The sequence below is a fragment of the Luteimonas lutimaris genome, assembly GCF_039537065.1.
Lineage (GTDB): Bacteria > Pseudomonadota > Gammaproteobacteria > Xanthomonadales > Xanthomonadaceae > Luteimonas > Luteimonas lutimaris.
Genome location: NZ_BAAAZU010000006.1, coordinates 82,661 through 106,040, shown reverse-complemented (window position 1 = coordinate 106,040; position 23,380 = coordinate 82,661). Strand labels below are relative to the sequence as shown.

24 protein-coding genes are annotated in these 23,380 nt (G+C 69.6%); 8 read left to right on the top strand and 16 right to left on the bottom strand.

Translation table 11 applies throughout. The features are described from left to right. Nucleotides 1-14: 14 nt before the first annotated feature. The 7 genes from ispF to ABD679_RS06930 form a co-directional block, all read right to left on the bottom strand. Nucleotides 15-500 (bottom strand): 2-C-methyl-D-erythritol 2,4-cyclodiphosphate synthase, encoded by a 486-nt coding sequence (gene ispF, locus ABD679_RS06960; RefSeq protein ID WP_344759244.1) that lies wholly within the window; start codon nt 498-500, stop codon nt 15-17. After that, nucleotides 497-1,216: a 2-C-methyl-D-erythritol 4-phosphate cytidylyltransferase gene (gene ispD, locus ABD679_RS06955; protein WP_344759243.1), complete on the bottom strand. Its 720-nt coding sequence runs from the start codon at nt 1,214-1,216 to the stop codon at nt 497-499. Before ispD ends, ispF begins: the two co-directional genes overlap by 4 nt. Continuing rightward, nucleotides 1,213-1,554, bottom strand: coding sequence for a cell division protein FtsB (gene ftsB / locus ABD679_RS06950; protein WP_344759242.1), 342 nt, complete (start codon nt 1,552-1,554; stop codon nt 1,213-1,215). The genes ispD and ftsB overlap by 4 nt, the downstream gene beginning before the upstream one ends. 13 nt (nt 1,555-1,567) lie before the next feature. Then, nucleotides 1,568-2,854 (bottom strand): phosphopyruvate hydratase, encoded by a 1,287-nt coding sequence (gene eno, locus ABD679_RS06945; RefSeq protein ID WP_344759241.1) that lies wholly within the window; start codon nt 2,852-2,854, stop codon nt 1,568-1,570. A gap of 160 nt (nt 2,855-3,014) precedes the next feature. Continuing rightward, entirely contained in the window at nt 3,015-3,845 is an 831-nt protein-coding gene (gene kdsA / locus ABD679_RS06940) for a 3-deoxy-8-phosphooctulonate synthase (protein ID WP_344759240.1), read from the bottom strand. A gap of 103 nt (nt 3,846-3,948) precedes the next feature. Then, the gene (pyrG, locus tag ABD679_RS06935; RefSeq protein ID WP_344759548.1) at nt 3,949-5,631 is read right to left on the bottom strand and encodes a CTP synthase; all 1,683 of its coding nucleotides are present in this window, start codon (nt 5,629-5,631) and stop codon (nt 3,949-3,951) included. A gap of 197 nt (nt 5,632-5,828) precedes the next feature. Next, entirely contained in the window at nt 5,829-6,125 is a 297-nt protein-coding gene (locus tag ABD679_RS06930; protein ID WP_344759239.1) for a hypothetical protein, read from the bottom strand. A gap of 161 nt (nt 6,126-6,286) precedes the next feature. On the opposite strand from ABD679_RS06930, the gene parE reads away from it, so the two are divergent. Next, a complete protein-coding gene (parE, locus tag ABD679_RS06925; protein ID WP_344759238.1) occupies nt 6,287-8,176 on the top strand; it encodes a DNA topoisomerase IV subunit B in 1,890 nt (629 codons plus the stop codon). A gap of 54 nt (nt 8,177-8,230) precedes the next feature. On the opposite strand, the gene hutG is transcribed toward parE, so the two are convergent. From hutG to ABD679_RS06905, 4 genes are all read right to left on the bottom strand, one after another. Further along, nucleotides 8,231-9,013, bottom strand: a complete 783-nt coding sequence (gene hutG, locus ABD679_RS06920) for an N-formylglutamate deformylase (protein WP_344759237.1) — start codon at nt 9,011-9,013, stop codon at nt 8,231-8,233. Between the two features lie 26 nt (nt 9,014-9,039). After that, nucleotides 9,040-10,398, bottom strand: a complete 1,359-nt coding sequence (gorA, locus tag ABD679_RS06915; protein ID WP_344759236.1) for a glutathione-disulfide reductase — start codon at nt 10,396-10,398, stop codon at nt 9,040-9,042. Nucleotides 10,399-10,400: 2 nt separating this feature from the next. Then, nucleotides 10,401-11,651 (bottom strand): NAD(P)/FAD-dependent oxidoreductase, encoded by a 1,251-nt coding sequence (locus ABD679_RS06910; RefSeq protein ID WP_344759235.1) that lies wholly within the window; start codon nt 11,649-11,651, stop codon nt 10,401-10,403. 79 nt (nt 11,652-11,730) lie between these two features. Beyond that, entirely contained in the window at nt 11,731-12,210 is a 480-nt protein-coding gene (locus ABD679_RS06905; protein ID WP_344759547.1) for an FKBP-type peptidyl-prolyl cis-trans isomerase, read from the bottom strand. A 101-nt stretch (nt 12,211-12,311) separates the two neighbouring features. On the opposite strand from ABD679_RS06905, the gene ABD679_RS06900 reads away from it, so the two are divergent. Together ABD679_RS06900 and ABD679_RS06895 are read left to right on the top strand one after the other, a co-directional pair. Next, a complete protein-coding gene (locus ABD679_RS06900; protein ID WP_344759234.1) occupies nt 12,312-12,872 on the top strand; it encodes a C40 family peptidase in 561 nt (186 codons plus the stop codon). A gap of 63 nt (nt 12,873-12,935) precedes the next feature. Beyond that, nucleotides 12,936-13,655, top strand: coding sequence for a C40 family peptidase (locus ABD679_RS06895; protein WP_425561858.1), 720 nt, complete (start codon nt 12,936-12,938; stop codon nt 13,653-13,655). Nucleotides 13,656-13,724: 69 nt separating this feature from the next. On the opposite strand, the gene ABD679_RS06890 is transcribed toward ABD679_RS06895, so the two are convergent. From ABD679_RS06890 to ABD679_RS06880, 3 genes are all read right to left on the bottom strand, one after another. After that, nucleotides 13,725-14,210 (bottom strand): acyl-CoA thioesterase, encoded by a 486-nt coding sequence (locus ABD679_RS06890; protein ID WP_344759232.1) that lies wholly within the window; start codon nt 14,208-14,210, stop codon nt 13,725-13,727. Between the two features lie 278 nt (nt 14,211-14,488). Continuing rightward, nucleotides 14,489-15,901, bottom strand: coding sequence for a M16 family metallopeptidase (locus ABD679_RS06885; RefSeq protein WP_344759231.1), 1,413 nt, complete (start codon nt 15,899-15,901; stop codon nt 14,489-14,491). An 11-nt stretch (nt 15,902-15,912) separates the two neighbouring features. Beyond that, nucleotides 15,913-17,295, bottom strand: a complete 1,383-nt coding sequence (locus ABD679_RS06880; protein ID WP_344759230.1) for a M16 family metallopeptidase — start codon at nt 17,293-17,295, stop codon at nt 15,913-15,915. 156 nt (nt 17,296-17,451) lie between these two features. Between ABD679_RS06880 and bla the strand changes: the two genes are divergently transcribed. After that, nucleotides 17,452-18,294 carry a subclass B3 metallo-beta-lactamase gene (gene bla / locus ABD679_RS06875; RefSeq protein WP_425561869.1) on the top strand — a complete coding sequence of 281 codons (843 nt, stop codon included), beginning with the start codon at nt 17,452-17,454 and terminating at the stop codon, nt 18,292-18,294. Next, nucleotides 18,294-18,782 carry an NUDIX hydrolase gene (locus ABD679_RS06870; protein WP_344759228.1) on the top strand — a complete coding sequence of 163 codons (489 nt, stop codon included), beginning with the start codon at nt 18,294-18,296 and terminating at the stop codon, nt 18,780-18,782. The genes bla and ABD679_RS06870 overlap by 1 nt, the downstream gene beginning before the upstream one ends. On the opposite strand, the gene ABD679_RS06865 is transcribed toward ABD679_RS06870, so the two are convergent. Next, a complete protein-coding gene (locus ABD679_RS06865; RefSeq protein WP_344759227.1) occupies nt 18,779-19,201 on the bottom strand; it encodes a GNAT family N-acetyltransferase in 423 nt (140 codons plus the stop codon). The genes ABD679_RS06870 and ABD679_RS06865 overlap by 4 nt on opposite strands. A gap of 151 nt (nt 19,202-19,352) precedes the next feature. Between ABD679_RS06865 and ABD679_RS06860 the strand changes: the two genes are divergently transcribed. Both ABD679_RS06860 and ABD679_RS06855 read left to right on the top strand, forming a co-directional pair. After that, the gene (locus ABD679_RS06860; RefSeq protein WP_344759226.1) at nt 19,353-21,062 is read left to right on the top strand and encodes an alkaline phosphatase; all 1,710 of its coding nucleotides are present in this window, start codon (nt 19,353-19,355) and stop codon (nt 21,060-21,062) included. A gap of 85 nt (nt 21,063-21,147) precedes the next feature. Beyond that, entirely contained in the window at nt 21,148-21,933 is a 786-nt protein-coding gene (locus ABD679_RS06855; protein ID WP_344759225.1) for a 3-hydroxybutyrate dehydrogenase, read from the top strand. 114 nt (nt 21,934-22,047) lie between these two features. Here ABD679_RS06855 and ABD679_RS06850 read toward each other — a convergent pair whose 3' ends face one another. Then, nucleotides 22,048-22,470, bottom strand: a complete 423-nt coding sequence (locus ABD679_RS06850) for a CopD family protein (RefSeq protein ID WP_344759224.1) — start codon at nt 22,468-22,470, stop codon at nt 22,048-22,050. A 77-nt stretch (nt 22,471-22,547) separates the two neighbouring features. Here ABD679_RS06850 and ygiD point away from each other — a divergent pair, with 77 nt between their 5' ends. Then, nucleotides 22,548-23,327, top strand: a complete 780-nt coding sequence (gene ygiD, locus ABD679_RS06845) for a 4,5-DOPA-extradiol-dioxygenase (RefSeq protein WP_344759223.1) — start codon at nt 22,548-22,550, stop codon at nt 23,325-23,327. The last annotated feature ends 53 nt before the right edge of the window (nt 23,328-23,380 follow it).

Below are 23,380 nucleotides of genomic sequence, written 5' to 3'. Positions count from 1 at the left end.
GCGCGCCTGCGCCCTCAGGGCGCATCGCGTACGAGCAGGCAGGCGGCCTGCGCGGCGATGCCCTCACCGCGGCCGGTGAAGCCCAGCGTCTCGCTGGTGGTGGCCTTGACGCTGACCGCATCGACTTCGACGCCGGTGTCCTGCGCGATCAGCCTGCGCATCGCGTCCGCGTGCGGACCGACCTTCGGGCGTTCGCAGACCACGGTGACGTCGGCATTGCCGAGCTTCCAGCCGCGTTCGCGCAGCAGGTCGGCACAGTGGCGGACGAAGGCGCGGCTGTCGGCATCCTTCCAGCGCGGATCCGACGGCGGGAAGTGGCGGCCGATGTCGCCCAGCGCCAGCGCGCCGAGCATCGCATCGCACAGCGCGTGCAGCACCACGTCGCCGTCGCTGTGCGCCAGCACGCCGCGATCGTGCGCCACGCGCACGCCGCCGAGCATGACGTGGTCGCCATCGCCGAATGCGTGGACATCGTAGCCGAGGCCGATGCGGATACTCATGCCGGATGCCGCTCCTTGCGCTGCAGCAGGAACTCGAAATACGCCAGGTCCGCCGGCGTCGTGACCTTGATGTTGTCCTCCGCGCCCTCGACCAGCAGCGGACGCAGGCCCTGGCGCTCCATCGCCATCGACTCGTCGGTGATCGCGATACCGGCGTCGCGCGCATTTTCCAGCGCGCGCGACAGCTGCAGGCGACGGAACAGCTGTGGCGTCAGCGCGCGCCACAGGCGCTCGCGCGGTTCGGTGCGGTCGATGCCACCGTCGTCACCGGCGCGCTTGAGGGTGTCGCGCACCGGCGCGGCGAGGATTGCGCCGACCGGATCGTTGCGGCCGCGCTCGAGCAGCTGGCCGAGGTCGTCGACCCCGAGGTTCGGGCGCGCCGCATCGTGCACCAGCACGAAGTCGTCCGCGCGCACGTCGTCGGGCAGTGCCGCAAGGCCCGCCAGCACCGAGTCCGCGCGCGAGTCGCCGCCCGCGCAGGTGCGCAGCGGCTTGCCGGCGAACTCGTTCCAGCCGGGCCAGCGTCCGTCGCCTTCGGCCAGCACCACCACCGCGCCGCTTACCGCGGCATGTGCGAACAGGGCGCGCAGGGCGTGCGCCAGCAGCGGTTCGCCGCCGACTTCCAGGTACTGCTTGGGCACGTCGCCGCCGAAGCGCGCGCCGCGCCCGGCGGCGGGAACCACGGCCCAGAGGCCGCGGACCTGGTCCGGCGTCACTGGCCGCCCTCCGGCGCCGGCGCGTCCGGCGTGGCCGGCGGCGGCGCGGGCTGCGTCTCGACGACGCGGTAGAACGTCTCGCCCGGCTTGATCATGCCCAGCTCGCTGCGCGCTCTTTCCTCGACGGCGGCGCCACCGTCCTCGCTCTTGAGTTCGGCCACTTCCGCGGCCAGCGCGTCGTTGCGCTGCTTCAACCCTTCGTTGTCGCGCTCCTGGCCGTGGACCTGCTGCGACAGCACGCGCACGTCGCCGGCGCCGCCGTGCCCGAACCACAGGCGGTACTGCAGCCACGCCAGCAGCGCGATCAGTACCAGCGCCGTGATCCGCAGCATGCGCATCGGCGGGAGCCCGTCAGCGCTTCAGCGACACGAACGCATCGCGGCCGGCGTAGCGCGCACCCGCACCCAGCGCCTGTTCGATGCGCAGCAGCTGGTTGTACTTGGCCACGCGGTCGCTGCGGCTCAGCGAGCCGGTCTTGATCTGGGTGGCGGTGGTGGCCACGGCGATGTCGGCAATGGTGGTGTCCTCGGTTTCGCCGGAGCGATGCGAGATCACCGCCGCGTAGTTGGCCGCATCGGCCATCGCGATGGCTTCCAGGGTTTCGCTCAGGGTGCCGATCTGGTTGACCTTGATGAGGATCGCGTTGCCCACGCCGCGCTCGATGCCTTCCTTGAAGATGCGCGGGTTGGTGACGAACAGGTCGTCGCCGACCAGCTGCACCTTGCCGCCGAGGCGTTCGGTCAGCCCCTGCCAGCCGTCCCAGTCGTCCTCACCCATGCCGTCCTCGATGGTGATGATCGGGTACTCGTCGCACCAGCCGGCGAGGAAGTCGACGAGCTGTTCGCTGGTCAGGCGCTTGCCCTCGCCAACCAGGTGGTACTTGCCGTTGTCGTGGAACTCGCTGGAGGCCACGTCGAGCCCGAGCAGGATGTCCTCGCCTGCGTGGTAGCCGGCCCTGCCGATGGCTTCCAGGATGGTGTCGAGCGCTTCCACGTTGCTGCGCAGGTCGGGTGCGAAGCCGCCCTCGTCACCAACTGCGGTCGACAGGCCATGTCCCTTGAGCACGGACTTGAGCGCATGGAAGATCTCGGCGCCTGCGCGCAGGGCCTCGGAGAACGAGTCGAAGCCCACCGGCAGGACCATGAACTCCTGCAGGTCGACGTTGTTGTCGGCGTGCGCGCCGCCGTTGATGATGTTCATCATCGGCACCGGCAGCACCGGTGCGCGATCGCCGGCGAGCAGTTGCCACAGCGGGACCTTCTTCGATGCGGCCACCGCGTGCGCGTTCGCCAGCGACACGCCCAGCAGCGCATTCGCGCCCAGGCGGCCCTTGTTCTCGGTGCCGTCGAGGTCGATCAGGCGCTTGTCGAGCGCGGTCTGGTCGGCGGCGTCGAACCCCTGCAGCGCCTGCGCGATGGTGGTGTTGACGTTCTCCACGGCCTTGAGCACGCCCTTGCCGAGGTAGCGGGTCTTGTCTCCGTCGCGCAGCTCGACCGCCTCCTTGGAACCGGTCGAAGCGCCTGACGGCACCATCGCACGGCCGAAGCTGCCATCGTCGAGCGTGACTTCGGCTTCGAGCGTGGGATTGCCACGGGAGTCGAGGATTTCGCGGGCGTGGATCCTGGCGATGCTGGTCATGTCTGGTCGTATCACTTGGGTTGGAAAGAAGTCCTGGCCGTGAAGTTCGCGGATGAGCGCGGATAATGTTTCTTATAGTGGTTTTGCCGCATCCGTGTGATCCGCGTTGATCCGGGGCAAAAAAACCGTGTCGATCTGGCCGGAATGACGGCCGGGGCTGCTATGCCATCTCGATGAATCCGCTCTGCTTGGTAGTGCGGTCGAGTTCAAGCAGGGTTTCGAGCAGCGCGCGCATCTTCGGCAGCGGCCAGGCGTTGGGGCCGTCGCTGAGCGCTTCTTCCGGGCGCGGATGGGTTTCCATGAACAGGCCGCTGACCCCGACCGCCACCGCGGCGCGCGCCAGCACCGGGATGAACTCGCGCTGGCCGCCGCTGCTGCCGCCCTGCCCGCCCGGCAGCTGCACCGAGTGGGTGGCGTCGAACACCACCGGGCAGCCGGTGTCGCGCATCACCGCCAGCGAACGCATGTCGCTGACCAGGTTGTTGTAGCCGAAGCTGGCGCCGCGCTCGCAGACCATGATGTCGGCATTGCCGGTGGACTTCGCCTTGTCGACCACCGGTTTCATTTCCCACGGCGACAGGAACTGGCCCTTTTTGATGTTGACCGGCTTGCCGGCCGCGCAGACCTTCCTGATGAAGTCGGTCTGGCGCACCAGGAAGGCCGGCGTCTGCAGCACGTCGACGACGCTGGCCACCTCGTCCATCGGCGTGTACTCGTGCACGTCGGTCAGTACCGGCACGCCGATCTGCTTCTTCACCTCGGCCAGCACCTTCAGGCCCTCTTCCAGGCCGGGGCCGCGGAAGCTGGTGCCGGAGGTGCGATTGGCCTTGTCGAAGCTGGACTTGAAGATGAAGTGGATGCCGAGCGCCGAGGTGATCTCCTTGAGCTGGCCGGCAACGTCGAGTTGCAGTTGCATCGATTCGATCACGCAGGGACCGGCGATCAGGAAGATCGGCTGGTCGAGGCCGACGTCGAACCCGCAAAGCTTCATGTTCGCTCTCCTGCAGGAGCGGCTTCAGCCGCGAGCTTTTCGTTGTCGCTTGTGTGAATCAGGAGCCCGCGGCTGAAGCCGCTCCTGCACGGGATACGGATGTTCATGCCGACGCGTCCTTGAGCAATCGCCCGCCGGCCTTGTGCTCACGTGCGGCGCGCACGAAGCCGATGAACAGCGGATGCCCGTGGCGCGGCGTGGACAGGAATTCCGGGTGCGCCTGGCAGGCGATGAACCACGGATGCTCCGGCAGCTCGACCATTTCCACCAGCAGGTCGTCCATCGACTTGGCGCTGATCAGAAGACCCGCTTCCTCGAGCTGGGTGCGGTAGCGGTTGTTGAACTCGTAGCGGTGGCGGTGGCGCTCGGCGACCACGTCCCTGCCGTAGATTTCGCGCGCCTTGCTGCCCGGCTTCAGGCGCTGCTCCTGCAGGCCCAGGCGCATGGTGCCGCCCAGGTCGCTGTCCTCGCTGCGGCGCTCGATCTCGCCGGACTGGGTGCGCCATTCGGTGATCAGGCCGATTACCGGATGCGGCGTACGCTTGTCGTTCTCGGTGCTGTTGGCGTCTTCCAGCCCGGCCAGGTGACGGGCCACATCCACCACCGCGGCCTGCATGCCGTAGCAGATGCCGAAGTACGGGATGCCGTTTTCACGCGCGTACTGCGCGGTGAGTACCTTGCCCTCGAAGCCACGGTCGCCGAAGCCGCCCGGCACCAGCAGGCCGTCGAGCCCGGCCAGCACCTTCTCGGCGCCATCGCGCTCGATGTCCTGCGACTCGATCCACTTCAGGTCCACGCGGGTGCGCTGGCGGATGCCGCCGTGCCTGAGCGCCTCGCCGACCGACTTGTAGGCGTCCTTGTGGTCGACGTACTTGCCGACGATGCCGATGGTGACCTCGTCGATCGGGTATTCGGCGGCCTCGACCACGTCCAGCCACTCGGACAGGTCGGCCGACGGCGCCGCGCGATCGGAAAGGCCCAGGCGCTCGACCACGATCTGGTCCAGCCCCTGCGCGTGCAGCCACATCGGGATCTTGTGGATGTTGTCCAGGTCCATGACCGAGATCACGGCCTTCTCGGACACGTTGGTGAACGAGGCGATCTTGCGGCGTTCGCTGTCGGGCAGCGGCTGCTCGCTGCGGCACAGCAGCACGTCGGGCTGGATGCCGATCGAGCGCAGTTCCTTGACCGAGTGCTGGGTGGGCTTGGTCTTGAGTTCGCCGGCGGCGGCGATGAACGGCACCAGGGTCAGGTGCATGAACAGCGCCTTGTCCTGCCCGCGCTCGGTGCGGATCTGGCGGATCGCCTCCAGGAACGGCAGCGATTCGATGTCGCCGACGGTGCCGCCGATTTCCACCAGCCCCACGTCGAAGCCGTTGGTCGCGGTGTCGATGCAGCGCTTGATCTCATCGGTGATGTGCGGGATCACCTGCACGGTCGCGCCCAGGTAGTCGCCGGCGCGCTCCTTGCGGATCACGTTCTCGTAGATCTTGCCGGTGGTGATCGAGTTCTTGCCCGACAGACGCGTGTTGACGAAGCGCTCGTAGTGGCCGAGGTCCAGGTCGGTCTCGGCGCCGTCGTCGGTGACGTAGACCTCGCCGTGCTGGAACGGGCTCATCGTGCCCGGGTCGACGTTGATGTACGGGTCCAGCTTCATCATCGTCACGCGCAGCCCGCGCGCCTCGAGGATGGCCGCCAGCGAGGCGGCGGCGATGCCCTTGCCGAGGGACGAGACCACCCCGCCGGTGACGAAAACGAGGGAAGGCGTGGAACCGGTGGAGGTCATGGCGGCCATGGCGCTGGAAAACGGCATTTTACCGGTAGTTCATGGCCGCGTGAATGGAGCGGGCCGGAATCACCCCGCCGGCATGCGGCAATCCGCTCCAAAGCGCGCCCCGCCGCGGCCGGGGGCGCCGGGACCGGGCGCCCAAACGACAGCGCCCCGGCAAAAGCCGGGGCGCTGCGCGCGGATTCGACCGGTGATTACTGGTCGTTCGCCTCTTCCTCTTCCTCCGGCTCGTCCGCCTGCTGCGCGGAGTCGTCGACTGCGGCAGCATCGGCCGCGGCGTCGCTCGCATCCATGGCGGTGGTCGCCTGGGACTCCGCGGCCTCGGCCTGCGCCTCAGCGGCGGTGGCAGCTGCCTCGGCGGCCTGGGCCGATTCCTGCGCCTGCTGCGCGGCCTGTTCGGCCTGCGCGGCGTCGGTCTGCGACTGTGCGAAAGCCGCCGGGGCGGCAAGGGCCGCGGCAATGGCGGCGATCAGGATCGTGGACTTCGTCATGGGTTTCTCCATTGGAATAGATGGTGGTACCAGTCATTCGCCCCCCACAGCGAACTTCGGAAACTAGCCTGCCGACCCCTGCCGGCCACTGAACAACGAAGTCTTAACCCTTCCACCCCGGTAAGCTATTGCGTCCCCCCTACGCCACGCGCCGAATACGCATGAATGCACGCTACAACGCCGCCGACATCGAAGTCCTGTCGGGGCTGGACCCGGTCAAGCGCCGCCCCGGCATGTACACCGACACCACGCGCCCCAACCATCTGGCGCAGGAAGTCGTCGACAACGCCGTGGACGAAGCCCTGGCCGGGCATGCGCGCGAGATCGACGTGGTGCTGCATCCGGACGGCAGCTGCGAGGTGGCCGACGACGGCCGCGGCATGCCGGTGGACATCCATCCCGAGGAGAAGATCCCCGGCGTCGAACTGATCCTCACCCGGCTGCACGCTGGCGGCAAGTTCAGCAACAAGAACTACACCTTCAGCGGCGGCCTGCACGGCGTCGGCGTCAGCGTGGTCAACGCGCTGTCGAAGCGGCTGGACGTGTACATCAAGCGCGACGGCAGCGAATACAGGATGTCGTTCGCGGACGGCGACCGCGCCTCGAAGCTCGAGGAAGTGGGCAGCGTCGGCAAGCGCAACACCGGCACCCGGCTGCGCTTCTGGCCGGACCCGAAATATTTCGACACGGCCAAGTTCAATCTGCGCGCCCTGCGCCACCTGCTGCGCGCCAAGGCGGTGCTCTGCCCCGGCCTGACCGTGCGCCTGCGCGACGAGGCCAGCGGCGAGAAGAACGAGTGGCACTACGAGGACGGCCTGAGCGACTACCTGCGCGGCGAGCTGGTGGACCGCGAACTGCTGCCGCCGTCGCTGTTCGTCGGCCAGTTGAAGAAGGAAACCGAGATCGCCGAATGGGCAGTGGCCTGGGTGCCCGACGGTGAGCTGGTGCAGGAAAGCTACGTCAACCTGATCCCCACCGCCCAGCATGGCACCCACGTCAACGGCCTGCGCACCGGCTTCACCGATGCGCTGCGCGAGTTCTGCGACTTCCGCAACCTGCTGCCGCGCGGCGTGAAGCTGGCACCGGAGGACGTGTGGGACCGCGTCGCCTTCGTGCTCAGCATCAAGATGACCGACCCGCAGTTCAGCGGCCAGACCAAGGAGCGGCTGTCCTCGCGCCAGGCCGCCGGGTTCGTCGAGAACGCCGCCCACGACGCCTTCAGCCTGTGGCTGAACCAGAACGTCGGCATGGGCGAGGCGATCGCGCAGCTGGCGATCGAGCGCGCCAGCGCGCGGCTCAAGACCGAAAAGCAGGTCACCCGCAAGAAGGTCACCCAGGGCCCGGCCCTGCCCGGCAAGCTGGCCGACTGCATCAGCCAGGACCTGTCGCGCACCGAGCTGTTCCTGGTGGAAGGCGACTCGGCCGGCGGCAGCGCGCGCCAGGCGCGCGACAAGGACTTCCAGGCGATCCTTCCCCTGCGCGGCAAGATCCTCAACACCTGGGAAGTGGCCTCCGGCGGCGTGCTGGCCTCGAACGAGGTGCACGATCTGGCCGTGGCGATCGGCTGCGACCCGGGCAAGGACGACATCTCGGGATTGCGCTACGGCAAGATCATCATCCTCGCCGACGCCGACTCCGACGGCCTGCACATCGCCACCCTGCTTTCGGCGCTGTTCCTGAAGCACTTCCCGACGCTGGTGTCGGCCGGCCACGTGTTCGTGGCGATGCCGCCGCTGTTCCGCGTCGACGTGGGCAAGCAGGTGTTCTACGCGCTGGACGAGGAGGAAAAGCGCCTGCTGCTGGAAAAGGTCGAGCGCGAGAAGATCAAGGGCCAGGTCAGCGTCACCCGCTTCAAGGGCCTGGGCGAGATGAACCCCTCGCAGTTGCGCGAATCGACCATCCACCCCGACACCCGCCGCCTGGTGCAGCTGACCGTCGACGACGCCGAGCAGACGCGCTCGCTGATGGACATGCTGCTGGCGAAGAAGCGGTCGGGCGACCGCAGGGCGTGGCTGGAGGAGAAGGGCGACCTGGCGACGCTGGAAGTCTGAGCACCGGCGGTGCCGCCCGGCGGCGGTCGTGACAGTCGCCGCCTTTCGTGGACCTCAAGCGGCCTGCAATGTCGCCTCCAGCAACTGCCGGATGACCCCCTGCACGCGCGTGGCGCGGGCGTTGTCGTAGACGTAGCTGTCCTCGTCCATGTAGGTCCGCTGGCTGGTCTCCAGCTGCACCGCCTCGATGCCATTGCCCGGGTCGCCGTAGTGGCGGGTGATGTGGCCACCCTTGAAACGGCCGTTGACGACGAAACCATAGTCGTCCTGTGCGGCCAACACGCCTTCCAGCCGCGCCTGCAGCGCCGGCGAGCAGCTCGCGCCGGCCGCTGTGCCGAGGTTGAGGTCCGGCAGGCGACCCTCGAACAGGAACGGCAGTTCGCCGCGGATCGAGTGGCCTTCCCACAGCACGGCGCGGCCGTGTTCGGCGCGGATGCGGTCGAGTTCTTCGCGCAACGCCGCGTGGTAGGGCCGCCAGTAACGATCCACGCGCGCGCGCACTTCGGCCTCGTCCGGCTCGCCGCCCTTGAGGTACACCGGCTCGCCGGTGAACTGCACGACCGGGCACAGGCCGGTGGTGTTCTGGCCGGGATACAGCGAGACGTCGTCCTCGGAGCGGTTGAGGTCGACCACGTAGCGCGAATGCGTCGGCACGATCATCGATGCGCCCAGCCCCCGCGCGAAGGCATAGAGCCTGGCGATGTGCCAGTCGGTGTCGGGCACGCGGCGCGCGGACTCGCTCAGCCGCGAGGCGATGTCGGCCGGGATGCGGGTGCCCTCGTGCGGCACGCTGACCAGCAGCGGTGCGGTGCCGCGGTGCAGGGTGAAGATGTCCATGGGCGAATCCTAACCGCGCCACGGTCCTACCGCATCAGCACCACTTCCTCGGCGCTGGTGGGGTGGATCGCCACCGTGTCGCGCAGGTCGTCCAGGGTAATGCCCTTCTTCAGCGCCACCGCGAAGCCTTGCAGGATTTCGTCGACGCCTTCGCCCAGCAGGTGGATGCCCGCCACCCGGCGCTCGGCTCCCACGCAGACCAGCTTGAACAGGCTGCGCTGCGGCACGTCGGCCAGGGCGTGGAGCATGTCGCGGAAGTCGGCGCGGTATTCGTGCACGGCGTCGCTGCCGTGCAGTTCGCGGGCGCGGTCGGCGGTCAGGCCGACGGTCGCCAGCGGCGGATGCGAGAACACGACGGTGGGAATGTCCTCGTAGTCGAGCTTCGCGTCGGCCACGCCGCCGAACAGGCGGTCTGCCAGCCGCCGCGCCGCGGCGATCGCGACCGGCGTCAGTGCGACGCGGTCGGTGACGTCGCCCACGGCATGCACGCCTTCGACGCCGGTGTCCTGCCAGGCATCGATGCAGACGTGGCCGCCGGCGTCGGTCTCCACGCCCGCCGCCTCCAGGCCCAGGCCGTCGGTGTTGGGCCGGCGCCCGGTGGCGAAGAGCACCGCGTCGAATCCTTCGCCGTCGCCGTCCACGCACACGCTGTCGCCCGGTCCGCGCGACAGCGCGCGCACGTCGCGATCCAGGTGCAACGCGATGCCGGACTGCCGGTAGTTCTCCTGCAGCCGCCCGGCCAGTTCGGCGTCGAAATGGTGCAGGACGCGCGGACCGCGCACGAACATGGTGACCTCGCTGCCGAGCATCCCCAGCAGGCCGGCCAGCTCGACGCCGATGTAGCCGCCGCCGATGATCGCCACGCGCGCGGGCGCGGCCGTGAATTGGAAGAAGTCGTCCGACACCAGGCCCAGCTCCGCGCCCGGGATCGACGGCCGCCGCGGGCGCCCGCCGGTGGCGAGCACCACGTGCGCGGCGCGCAGGCGCACGCCGTCGACGCATTCGACCGTGTGCGCGTCGACCAGCCGGCCGCGCGAAGAAACCGCGACGATGCCTGCGGCATCGAGCCGGCGGCGGTAGCTGGCGTGGATGTTGGCGATGTAGCGCTGGCGGTGGGTGATGAATTCGCACCAGTCCAGCGTCGGCGCGCCGGCAGCGAAGCCCAGCTGCGCGGCCAGCCCGATGTCGCCGGCGATGCGCGCGGCCAGCCACATCGCCTTTTTCGGCACGCAGCCGGCGTTGACGCAGGTGCCGCCGAGTTCGCCGGGTTCCAGCATGGCGACGCGCGCACCGTGTTCGGCGGCGCGGAAAGCCGCGGCCAGCCCGCCGGAGCCGCCACCGATGACGACCAGGTCGAAGTCGAGTTCCTGTCCGTCGCCCGCCATGCCTAGGCGAACCGCTGCGGCGAATAGGGCGCGGGGTCGATCCGCGGCTTGCGCGCGCAGACCAAATCGGCGACCAGTTGTGCGGTGGCGACGCTCATGCTGACACCGAGCATGCCATGGCCGGTGGCCAGCCAGGTGTGGTGGCGGTCCGGCGCGCGGCCGATGACCGGGAGGTCGTCGACGCAGATCGGGCGCCAGCCGAACCACTCCTCGCGCTTCACCGGCCCCACCGGTTCGTGCAGGTACTCGGCCGCGCCGCGCTCCAGCGCGTCGAGCCGGCGCCGGTTGAGCGAGGTGTCGTAACCGGAGAATTCCATCGTGCTGCCGAGCCGGAAGCCGCTGTCCCAGGTGGTAACGCAGACGCTGCGCTCGTACAGCACCACCGGCTGCTTCGGCGCCAGTGCCGGGCGGTCGTAGGTGATCGAGTAGCCCTTGCCGGGCTGGATCGGCAGCTTCGACAGCCCCGCACTTTTGGCCAGCAGCGGCGACCACGCGCCGGTGGCGACCACCACGTCGCGGCCCAGGTATTCGCCGCGCGACGTCGCCGCGCGCACGCCGTCGCCGTCTTCCTGCAGGCCCCGTACCTCGCATTGCTCCTCGATCCGGCCGCCGGCCTCGCGCACCACGCGCGCAAGTTCGGCCACGTAGCGGTCCGGGCGCAGGCGCGCGTCGCCGGGGAAGCGCACCGCCCCGACCACGCCTTCGCGCAGGGCCGGTTCGTTGCGCAGGTAGGTGGCGCCGTCGATGACCTCGCCCGCCACGCCCACTTCCGCCAGCGGCGGCAGTTCGGCGGCGATGTGGTCGAGTTCGCGCCGGGTGCGGAACACGTAGTCCACGCCCTGCTCGGCGTATTCGCACTGCAGGCCATAACGCTCGACCCACTGCGGCAACTGCGCGCGCGATTCGAGCAGGATTTGCGCGCGCACCGCCATCGCCGCGCGCCAGTCGCGCACGTTGCAGCGCGAGGCGAAGCGCAGCAGCCACTGCCACAGCGCAGGATCGAAGCTCGGCTTGACGTAGAACGGCGCGTCCGGCGTCAGCATCCAGTGCAGGGCCTTGGCGACCTTCCCGGGCGCCGCCAGCGGCGCGGCGTGGCTGGGGGTGATGGTCCCGCAGTTGCCGTGCGAACTGCCGCAGCCGGCGGTGCCGGCCTCCAGCACGCATACGCTGCGCCCGGCCTCCAGCAGCGCCAATGCGCTGGCCAGCCCGATCACCCCGCCACCGACCACCAGCACATCAACGCGTTCGCTCATGGCGAAAGTCTATGCCCCTGCAACAGGAAACCGAAGGCCCCGGGCGCGCCCGCGGCCGGTGTGCGAACAGTGCGCGCGATCAGTGCTCGTGGCCGCCGTCGCCGTGGACGTGGCCGTGCTCGATCTCTTCCTTGCTGGCTTCGCGCACGTCGACCACTTCGATGTCGAAGTGCAGGTCCTTGCCGGCCATCGGGTGGTTGAGGTCGACGTCGACCACGCTCATGCCCACCTTCTGGATGGTCACCGCGCGCGGGCCGAAGTTGGTGTTGAGCACCACCTGCATGCCCGGCGCCAGCTTCTGCTCGTTGAAGTGCTTCTTGGGCACGCGCTGGGTCAGGCCGTCGCGGCGCTCGCCGTAGGCGTCTGCCGCGGCCACGTCCACTCCGAAGCTGTCGCCGGCGACGTGGCCTTCGAGCGCCTTGTCCAGGCCCGGGATGATGTTGCCGTGGCCGGCGAGGATCGCCAGCGGGTCGCGCTCCTTCGAGGTCTCCAGCGGTTCCTGGCCCTGCTCGGACACGGTGTAGTGGAAGCGGACGACGCGGTCTTTCTCGATCTTCAGGGCTTCGGTGCTCATGGGGCTCTCGTTGCGGGCAGGCGAGCGGACGCGCGACGGGCGGTCGCTTGTCAGCCTTGCGGGGATTCGGCCAAGATGCAGCCGTGATGGAAGCTGCGCATTATCCCGGCTCGCCCGCCGCCGCGCCAACCTGGCGCCTCCCGGCCGCCGCACTGGCGCTGCTCGCCGGGCTGCTGTCGGGCTGCGGCCACGAACCGGCCCGGCCATCGCGGCCGCAGGCATCGGTGGTCGCGCCGCGCGTCTGGCCGAACAACGAGCCGGCCAATCCCGCCGCCGCCAATGCCGTGCTGATGCGCGCCATCAGCCTGGTCGGCACGCCCTACCGCTACGGCGGCAACACGCCCGACGGCGGTTTCGACTGCAGCGGCCTGGTCAACTATGTCTACAGCGACATGCTCGACCTGAAGCTGCCGCGCACTTCCCGCGACCTCGCCGCCTGGCAGGGGCCGCGCATCGCACCGGAACGGCTCACCACGGCCGACCTGGTGTTCTTCGGCAGCGGCGGCCACGTCAGCCACGTCGGCATCTATGTCGGCGAGGGGCGCTTCGTGCACGCCCCGAGCAGCGGCGGCACCGTCCGGCTGGACCGCCTCGACGGCCCCTACTGGCGTGATCATTACAGCGGCGCCAAACGGGTCCTGCACTGAAATCCGGGCAACGGCCGGCCCCGCATTCAGCGATGAATAACGATGATTTAACAATCCCGGCGGATGGGTCCGGCACCATCACGCGCTGTTGACAGTCGTGAAAGCCGCGTGACGACACCTGATCCAGCCCGACAAGGCCGCCCCGCCGCCCGCCGCCGCAAGCTTGCGGCGTCTTCCGTCATCTTCTCCCTGGTCCTGCTCGCCGCCGCTTCGCCGGCGTTCGCGATCACGGGCCTGGCGGCCGATTCGGCCGACCAGCTGCACACCAGCAGCCCGCTCAGCGAGAGCGCCGTCGGCCCGGCCACCGGCGCCGCCGAGCAGCGCGACATGCTGTTCGCCAACGACGTCAACAAGCTGATCGATGCAGGCACCACCGGCCAGGTGGAACTGCCGGCGGATGTCGACGGCCGCGTCCAGACGCTGCTCAAGCGCGCGCTGGCCCTGCTCGGCACCCCGTATCGCTGGGGCGGCAGCTCCACCGAAGGCTTCGACTGCAGCGGACTGGTCGGCTATGTGTTCCGCAGCGCGCTGGGCATCGAGCTGCCGCGCGTCTCGCGCCAGATGGCCAACAGCGGCGAGAAGGTCGACCGCAACGCGCTCAGCGCCGGCGACCTGGTGTTCTTCAGCCGCCGCGGCAAGCGCGTCGACCACGTCGGTATCTACCTGGGCAACGGCCGCTTCGTGCACGCCCCGCGCACCGGCAAGGACGTGATGGTGTCCAGCCTGTCCGAGGGCTACTGGAGCCACAAGTTCATGCAGGCCCGGCGCGTCACCGGCAGCTGATCGCCGCCACCGGGACGAATAAAAGGCCGCGCAAGCGGCCTTTCTCGTATCCCGGCCCCGTCGCCCGGCTCAGGCGGGGTCGCGGTAGCGCGCCACGGTCTGCTCGATCCCCTTGCTCAGCGCCATCACCTGGGTCGCGTACTCGGACAGCCGGCGGTCGTCGTCGCTCTGCGGTACCCACGACGGCACCGGCACCGGCGCGCCCTCGGCCTCGTCCATGGCCACGAACACGATCACGCAGTGCGTGCACAGCCGCTCGCCGCCGCCCATCGGGTCGCGCGCATGCACGTCGACGGAGAAATGCATCGACGTGGTGCCGGTATGGACCAGCTTGGCCGAGACGGTCACCAGGTCGCCGATCCGCACCGGCGCGACGAAGCGGATGCCGCCCACCGCCACGGTGACGCTGTAGCGGCCGCTCCAGCCGAGCGCGGCGGCGTAGCCGGCCTGGTCGATCCACTTCATCACCACCCCGCCGTGCACCTTGCCGCCGTAGTTGACGTCGGTGGGTTCGGCGAGGAACCGGAATTCGAGTTCGCGCTGCTGTCCGCTCATGCGATGTCCCTTTTTGGGAGCATTGTGCATGTTGGTGGGGGCGGTGGGCTGCATTCGCGGGAGCACGGCCGGGCCTCGTCGCGCGCGCACGATTGTCTTGTCGGTGTTCTTGCCGGCTTCTGCGGCGGACCATTGCTTGCGGCGGCGGGTGGGAAAACCCATCCCACCCAACCCGTCCGGCCACGCGCAGCGCGCGTGGTGTTCAGCGGGCGCGCGAGCCAGTGGCTCGCAAGCGCGCCCGCTTCCCCCCCTTGCAGGGGAGGGCTTTTGAAGCGGGGCTACTTCTCCCGCACCTCGAACTTCCCGTAGGGCTCGAGCTGTTCGCCGACTTCGGCGGCGTCGCCGACGACCACGATCGACTGGTCCTCCGGGTCGTAGTACTTCTTCGCCATCGCCTGCACCTGGGCGGCGTCGACCGCACGGATCTTCGGCACGTATTCGCCCAGGTACTCCGGCGGCAGGCCGACCAGCCAGTTGCCGGCCAGCATCGAGGCCACGGCGGCCTGCATCTGGTTGCTGATCAGGTAACCGCCGGCGACGTAGCGCTTGGTGTCGTCGAGTTCGCGCGCCGGCACCGGCTCGCTGCCCAGGCGCGCGTACTCGGCGACGAATTCCTTCAGCGACGCGCCGGTGACCTCGTTGCGCACGTCGGCGCTGGCAGTGATCCGGCCGCCTTCGCGCAGCGTGCTCACGCTCGAACGCGCGCCGTAGGTGTAGCCCTTTTCCTCGCGCAGGTTCTGCATCAGGCGGCTGCTGAAGCCGCCGCCCACCACGGCGTTCGCCAGTTGCAGCGGGATGGCGTCCGGGCTGGTGGCGGCGACCGCCGGCCGGCCCAGCCGCACCGCGGACTGCACGCTGCCGTCGCGCTGCACCAGCACGAACTTCGGCGTCGCCGTGGCCGGGGCCTCCGGGGTGTCGGGCACCGGCTCGCCGCGGTTCTGCCAGTCGCCGAACGCGGCCTGCGCCAGTTCGAACGCCTTCGCCGGCTCGATCCGCCCGGCCACCACCAGCAGCGCGTGGTCGGGGCGGAAGCGGCGGGCGTGGGCGTCGCGGAACTGCTGCGGCGTGACCGACTTGATCGCCTCCTCGGTCGGCTGGGTATGGCCGTAGGGATGGTCGCCATAGACCGCCTGCGCCAGCGCGCGCTCGGCCTTGAAGCCCGGCTGCGCCTCGGCGGCCATCAGGCCCTGCAGCGCATTGGCCTGCGCCAGCTTGACCTCGCTGTCGGGGAACGTCGGCGAGCGCGCCACCTCGGCCAGCAGCTGCAGCATGCCGCCGGCGTTCGAGGCCAGCGCGTTGCCGTAGACCGTGATGCCGTCGCTGCTGGCGCTGGCGCCGATACCGCCGCCGTAGCCCTGCGCGGTTTCGGCGATCTGCTTCGAGTCGTGGCGGTCGCTGCCTTCGGCGAGCAGGCCGGCGAGCAGCGAGGCGAAGCCCGGCGCATCGTCGGCGGCGTAGCCCGCGCCGCGCACGGCCAGCACGTAGTCCACGCGCGGTACGCCGTCGCGCGGCAGCACCCACACCTCCAGGCCGTTGGCCAGCGTCTTCTTGTCGATCTCCGGCACCGGCAGCGGCTTGTCGGCACCGTAGGCCGGCAGGTCCTTCGGCATCACCACGTCCCTGGCCAGCGCGGCGGCGGGCAGCAGCGCGCAGACGGCAGCGGCGAGCAGGGTCTTGTGCATGAGGTTCATGTCCGTGCTCCTCAGTTCTTCGCCGCGGGCGCGGCGGGCTGCTGCTGCAGCATGGCGGCCGGCTTTCGGTCGATGACGGTGCGGTTGGCATCGGTCAGGTAGGTCGCGGCGACGCGCCTGATGTCGTCGCTGGTCACGCCTTCGATCCAGCCGGGGATCTGGTTGGCGACGTTGGCATCGCCCCAGATCGTCTGCAGCTTGGCCAGCGTGTCGGCGCGGGAGAGGAACATCTCCAGCCCGTCGTACCAGTCGGCCAGCATCGCGGTCTTGACCCGCGCCAGGGTGGCATCGTCGACGCCCTCGCGCTCGATGCGGGCGATCTCCTCGTCGATCGCGGCGAGCACGGCATCGGCGTCGGTGGTCGGCTTGTACAGCGCGAACACGGTGAACAGGGTCGGGCCGTCGTACTCCCATTCGCTGGTCAGGCCGTACAGCGACTCGACGTTGAGCGCCAGCTCGCGACCCTTGACCAGGCCCTGGTACAGGCGCGAGGCGTCGCCGTTGGCGAGCAGCGCGCCCAGCACCGCCATTGGCGCCTGGTCCTGGCTGCCGCGCTCGGGCATCTTCCAGGCCGCGGCGATCGCCGGCACCTGCGCCAGCGCGTCGGACTGCTGCACGCGCTTCTCTTCGGTGTTCAGGCCCTCGCGGTAGTCCGGCGCGGCCGGGGTCTTGCGCGCGGGGATGCCGCCGAAATACTTCTCGGCCATCGCGAACGCCTGCTCCGGCGTGACGTCGCCGGCGATGCCCAGCACCGCGTTGTTGGGGCCGTAGTAGTCGCGGTGGAACGCGGCCACGTCCTCGAGGCTGGCGGTTTCCAGGTCCTCGAAGCTGCCGTAGCCGTCGTGATTATTCTCCCACTTCTGGAAGGCCTGCTGGCCGATGTCGATCCACATGAAGCCGCCGTAGGGCTGGTTCTTCACGTTGACGCGGATCTCCTCCTTCACCACGTCCTGCTGGTTCTTCAGCGTGACGGGATTGAAGTCCAGGGTCTTCATGCGGTCGGCCTCGAGCCACAGGATCGGCTCCAGCGCGGACACCGGCGCGGTTTCGATGTAGTTGGTGAAGTCCGGCCGCGTGGAGCCGTTGTTGCGGCCGCCACCACCGCTGATCACGCGGTCGAACACGCCTTCCTTCGCGTTCGGCGTGCCCTCGAACATCAGGTGCTCGAACAGGTGCGCGAAGCCGGTGCGGTCGCGCGGCTCCAGCCGCATGCCGACGTGGTAGACCACGCTCACGCCGACCACCGGCGCACTGTGGTCCTCGGACACGACCACGGTCAGGCCGTTGTCGAGCGTCTTGGTCGCGATGGGCAGCTCCCACGCATCCGTGCCGGCGGCCTGCGCGGCCGATGCCAGCAGAAGTCCGGCGAGCAGCAACAGGTGTCGCGCGCGCATGGCCGTCTCCTTTTCCCCGTTCGAAGCCGCCACGGTAGCGCCGCCGGCGCGGCGCCAGACGGGCCAGAAGTCATGCCGCGCCGCTCCGCTCTGGCGACGCGGGCGCCGTTCGCCGACACTGTCGCACCCACCCCACTCTCTGCTTCCATGACCGCACTGCGCCTGCCTGCCCTCGCCTGCTCGCTGCTGCTCGCCACCGCCGCGACGGCCGCCGAACCCGTCCTGCCCCAGCTCAAGGCCTACACGACCGACGAGAGCTGGCTGCAGCCTGTTGCACCGCAACAGGTCGCCGATCACACCTGGCGCATCGGCACGCAGGGCATCAACGCGCTGCTGGTGAAGACCGGCGACGGCGCGGTGCTGATCGACGGCGGCATGCCGCAGACGGCCGACATGCTGCTCGCGCACATGCGCGAACTCGGCGTGCAGCCCGGCGACCTGAAACTGATCCTGCACAGCCACGCCCACGGCGACCACGCCGGCCCGCTGGCCGCCGTCCGGCGCGCCACCGGCGCCACGCTGGTGAGCAATGCCGAGTCCGCGCTGCTGCTCGCCGCCGGCGGCAGCAACGACATCCACTTCGGCGACGAGATCCTCTACCCGCCGGTGCACGCCGACCGCATCGTCCACGACGGCGAAGTCGTCGAACTGGGCGGAATGCGCTTCACCGTCCACTTCATGCCCGGCCACACGCCCGGCAGCATGGCGTGGACGTGGACCGACACCCGCGACGGCCAGCCGCTGCACGTCGCCTACGCCGACAGCCTGAGCGCGCCCGGATACCGGCTCGCAGGCAACCCCCGCATCCCGCACCTGGTCGACGACTACCGCCGCAGCTTCGACGTCGTCCGCGCCCTGCCCTGCGACCTGCTGCTGGTCCCGCACGTCGGCGCCGGCAGGCATGAAGACGACGGCACGCCGCTGACCTGCCGCGAGTACGCCGACGCGTCCGAGCGCGCCCTCGATGCGCAACTCGCCGAGCAGCAGGACGCGCGCTGATGCCGTACACGCCGATCGTCGCCACCCTGGGCTACGTGCTCTCGCCCGACGGCCGCCAGGTGCTGATGCTCCACCGCAACACCCGCGCCGACGACCATCACCTGGGCAAGTACAACGGCCTGGGCGGCAAGATCGAACCGGACGAGGACGTGCTTGCCGGCATGCAGCGCGAGATCGCCGAGGAAGCCGGCATCGAATGCACCGCGCTGTCGCTGCGCGGCACGATCAGCTGGCCCGGCTTCGGCAAGCACGGCGAGGACTGGCTGGGCTTCGTGTTCGTGGTGACCGCGTTCACCGGCACGCCGCTGGAGCGCAACCCGGAAGGCACGCTGGAATGGGTCGCCATCGACCGCCTGCACGAGCTGCCGATGTGGGAGGGCGACCGCGAATTCCTGCCGCTGGTATTCGACGACGACCCGCGCCCGTTCCACGGCGTGATGCCGTATCGCGACGGGCGCATGCAATCGTGGCGCTACTCGCGCGCCTAGGCGCGCACCACGTAGCACATCCCTACCGAAACCGGTCCGGTCTCGACGAATCCGTACTTCGCATACAGGTGCTTCGCGGCGCCGTCGGCGAACAGCGCCACATGCGCGGAGGCCGGTGCGTTCGCGCGCAGCCAGGCGTCGAGCGCGGCCATGATGCGCTTGCCCAGGCCGCGCCCCTGGTATCCCGGGTCGACCGCGATGTCCACGACCAGGAAGAAGCAGCCGCCGTCGCCGACGATGCGGCCCATGCCGACCACGCATCCTTCGTCGAGCACGCTGACGCCATGCAGCGTGTTGCCGAGCCCGCGCGCGGCGGCTTCGACCGACTTCGCCGACAGGCCAGTCGCGACCCGCAGGCGCCGGTAGTCGTCGACGCCGGGGAAGCGTTCGACCAGTTCGTATCCGCTGGCATCCTTCATCGCCTGCTCCGCTTGCCGGCGCCGCGCGATGCAACGCCCATTCCGGCGACGATAACGCGACGCGCGCTCCACCCCGGCACCATCGGCGCGACGCAACATTCCATTCGAAGCGTCGCGGCATAATGCGCGCTTTCCGCCCTGGAGCCCACGAATGCGCGTGCCCCCCCCCGCCTGCCTGCCGATCGCCTGCCTCGCCACCCTGCTCGCCGCCTGCAGCACCAACGTCCGCGACGCGGCGCCCGCCGGCACGACGACACGGGTTGCACCCATCGCCGTGCCGGAAGTGGCCCACCCACAGGGCGAAACCGCAGGCTGGTGGTACCGCAGTGGCGCCGCGCGCGCGGCCGCCAACGGCGCGATGGGCGGGAAAGCGAAGAACGTGATCGTGTTCCTCGGCGACGGCATGAGCCTGACCACCGTCGCCGCCGCGCGCATCCTCGACGGCCAGCGCAAGGGCGGTCCCGGCGAAGGCAACCGGCTGGCCTGGGAAACCTTTCCCGCCACCGCGCTGAGCCGCACCTACAACACCGACGCGCAGACGCCCGATTCGGCCGGCACCATGAGCGCGATCGCCACCGGGGTGAAGACGTTCATGGGCTCGATCTCGGTTGGACCGGCCTCGCGCAACGACGACTGCGCCGGCAGCCTCGACAACCGCAACCTGACCTGGCTGGAACTGGCGCAGAGCGCGGGCATGGCCACCGGCGTCGTCAGTACCGCGCGCCTGACCCACGCCACGCCCGCCGCGACCTATGCACACGTGCCCACCCGCGGCTGGGAGAACGACACCGACCTGCCCGCCGAGGCCGTGCAGCAGGGCTGCCGCGACATCGCCCGGCAGTTCGTGGAGACGCCGTTCGGCGGACCGATCGTCGCGCTAGGCGGCGGACGCGCGGAGTTCATGCCGCAAACCACCGCCGATCCCGTCGACGCCGACGAGCACGGCAGCCGCGGCGACGGACGCGACCTCACCGCCGAGTGGCGCGCGGCACATCCACAGGGTGCGTTCGTGTGGAATGCGCAGCAGCTGCGCGATGCCGCCGACGCGCCGCGCCTGTTCGGCCTGTTCGACCGCAGCCACATGGAATTCGACCACGACCGCGACACCTCGCCGCAGGGCCAGCCGTCGTTGGAGGAGATGACCCGCGCCGCGATCCACACCCTGTCCCGCGATCCGGACGGCTATGTGCTGCTGGTCGAGGGCGCGCGCATCGACATGGCCAACCACTACGGCAACGCCTTCCGCGCGCTGGACGAAACCATCGCGATGTCGCGCGCGGTGCAGGCGGCAATGGACATGACCTCGGCCGACGACACGCTGATCCTGGTCACCGCCGACCACTCGCACACGCTCAACTTCGTCGGCTACCCGGTGCGCGGCAATCCGATCCTGGGCAAGGTGCGCGGCAAGAGCGAATTCGACGGCAAGCCCGGCGAACTGGCGAAGGACGGCCTGGGCCTGCCCTACACCACGCTGGGCTACGCCAACGGCCCCGGCTACACCGGCGCCAGCAGTGAACAGCCGGCCGGCAGCAAGCGCTTCCCGCACATGGGCAAGGGCTACAAGCCGGCGACCGGACGCCCCGACCTGACCGACGTCGACACCGCCGACCCCGACTACATGCAGGAGTCCACAGTGCCGATGTCCAGCGAGAGCCACGGCGGCGAGGACGTCGGCATCTGGGCGCTGGGCCCGGGCAGCGAAGCGGTGCGCGGTTCGGTGGAGCAGAACGTCATCTACCACGTCATCGTGCAGGCCACGCCGAAGCTGCGCGAACGTCTGTGCGCGGCCGGCACCTGCAACGCCGACGGCGTGCCGGTGGAGCTGCCGTCGATCGACGCGTTCGTGCCGGGGAAGTAAGCCCGGCCCGGCATCGGACGAACAGACAATGCCGCAGCCGCCCGCCGCGGGCGATGATGTCCCCGTTTCCCGCAAGGAACCCTCGATGAACCGACTCGACAACAAGGTCTGCCTGGTCACCGGCGCAGCCAGCGGCCTGGGCAAGCGCATCGCCGAGGTCTACGCGGCGCAGGGCGGCAAGGTGGTGGTCGCCGACCTGCGTCTCGACGCAGCCGAGGCCGCCGCGCATGCGATCCGCGAACGCGGCGGCGACGCGCTGGCCGTGGCGATGGACGTGACCGACGAGGGCCAGGTCGTCGATGGCGTGGCGAAGGCCATCGCGCACTACGGCAAGGTCGACGTGCTGGTCTCCAACGCCGGCATCCAGATCGTCAACCGCGTCACCGACTTCGCGTTCGCCGACTGGAAGAAGATGCTGGCGATCCACCTCGACGGCGCCTTCCTCACCACCCGCGAATGCATGAAGGACATGCTGGCCCGCGGCGAGGGTGGCGCGGTCATCTACATGGGCTCGGTGCACTCGCACCTGGCCTCGAAGCTCAAGGCGCCCTACGTCACCGCCAAGCACGGCCTGCTCGGCCTGTGCCGCACGGTGGCCAAGGAGGGCGGCGAGCACGGCATCCGCGCCAACGTGATCTGCCCCGGCTTCGTACGCACGCCGCTGGTGGAGAAGCAGATCCCGGAGCAGGCGAAGGAACTGGGCATCAGCGAGGACGAGGTGGTAAAGAACGTGATGCTCAAGGACACCGTGGACGGCGAGTTCACCACCGTCGACGACGTGGCCAACGTCGCGCTGACGCTCGCCGCGTTCGAAACCAACGCGCTGACCGGGCAGAGCCTGGTCGTGAGCCACGGCTGGTTCATGCAGTAGGGCGGCCAACCACGATCTTGTGGGAGCGGCTTCAGCCGCGAGCTTTTGAAACGACTGACCCTCTTGCCAAAATCTCGCGGCTGAAGCTGCTCCCACAAGGCTGCCCTACGTGCCCTAGAACGGCTTCGCCAGCACCAGGTACACCACGCCGACCAGCAGCAGCACCGGCGCCTCGTTGAACCAGCGCAACGCCTTCGACGACGGCAGCGCGCGCCCCTTGTCCACGCCCTTCAGCCAGCGCCCGGCGACGGTGAAGTGCGCCAGCAGCAGCACGACCAGCGCCAGCTTGGCGTGCAGCCACGCGCCGGCAATGCCGAAATGCAGCCACAGCACCAGGCCCAGTACCACGGCAAAGCCGAACATCATGTGGCCGAAGCGGTACAGGCGCCGCCCCATCAGCACCAGCCGCGCGCGCACCGCCGGCGCGTCGCCGACCTCGCCGATGTTGACCAGGATCCTCGGCAGGTAGAACACGGACGCCATCCACGCGACCACGAACACGATGTGCGCGGTCTTGGTCCACAGGTAGGCTTGCATGCGGCTGGCGACTCCGTTGCGCGGCGTTGCGCGGGCTCGCGGTAGGATCGCACGGTCGCCACCGTGGAGCACGCGCCATGTCCAGCCTGCCGATGCCGGTCGTGTTCCTCGGCCACGGTTCGCCGATGAACGCGATCGAGGACAACCCCTGGTCGCGCACCTGGCGCGAGCTCGGCCAGAGGCTGCGCCGCCCGCGCGCGATCCTGTGCATCTCCGCGCACTGGGAAACCGCCGGCCCCAAGCTCACCGGCAACGGCAAGCCGGAGACGATCCACGACTTCTACGGCTTCCCGCAGGCGCTGTTCGACGTGCAGTACCGCGCGCCCGGCGACCACGCCCTGGCCGGGCGCGCGGCGGAACTGCTCGGCGAGGACGCCGGCGCGCGCATCGATCCCCGGCGCGGGCTCGACCACGGCGCCTGGAGCGTGCTGCTGCCGATGTATCCCGATGCCGACATCCCCATCGTCCAGTTGGGCATCGATACCCGGCGCCCCGGAGACTGGCACTACGCGCTGGCCCGCCGGCTGGCGCCGCTGCGCGACGAGGGCGTGCTGGTCGTGGGCAGCGGCAACATCGTCCACAACCTGCGCCTGTTCGACTACCACGCCACGGTCGGCGAGCCGTGGGCGGTCCGCTTCCGCGACCTCGTCACCGACCACATCCGTGCCGGCCGCCACGCCGCCGTCGCCGACTGGCCGTCGCTGCCGGATGCAGCGCTGGCGGTCCCCACGCCCGAACACTACATCCCGCTGCTGTATGCGCTGGCGAACGCCCGCGAGGGAGACGTCGTCGCCTTCTTCAACGACGACGTGCGCGGCTCGATGGCGATGACTTCGCTGCTGATCGGGACGCCGTAGCAGATCCCTGCGCGCGACGGCACGCACGATTGCCCTGGAATGCAGCGTTGCAG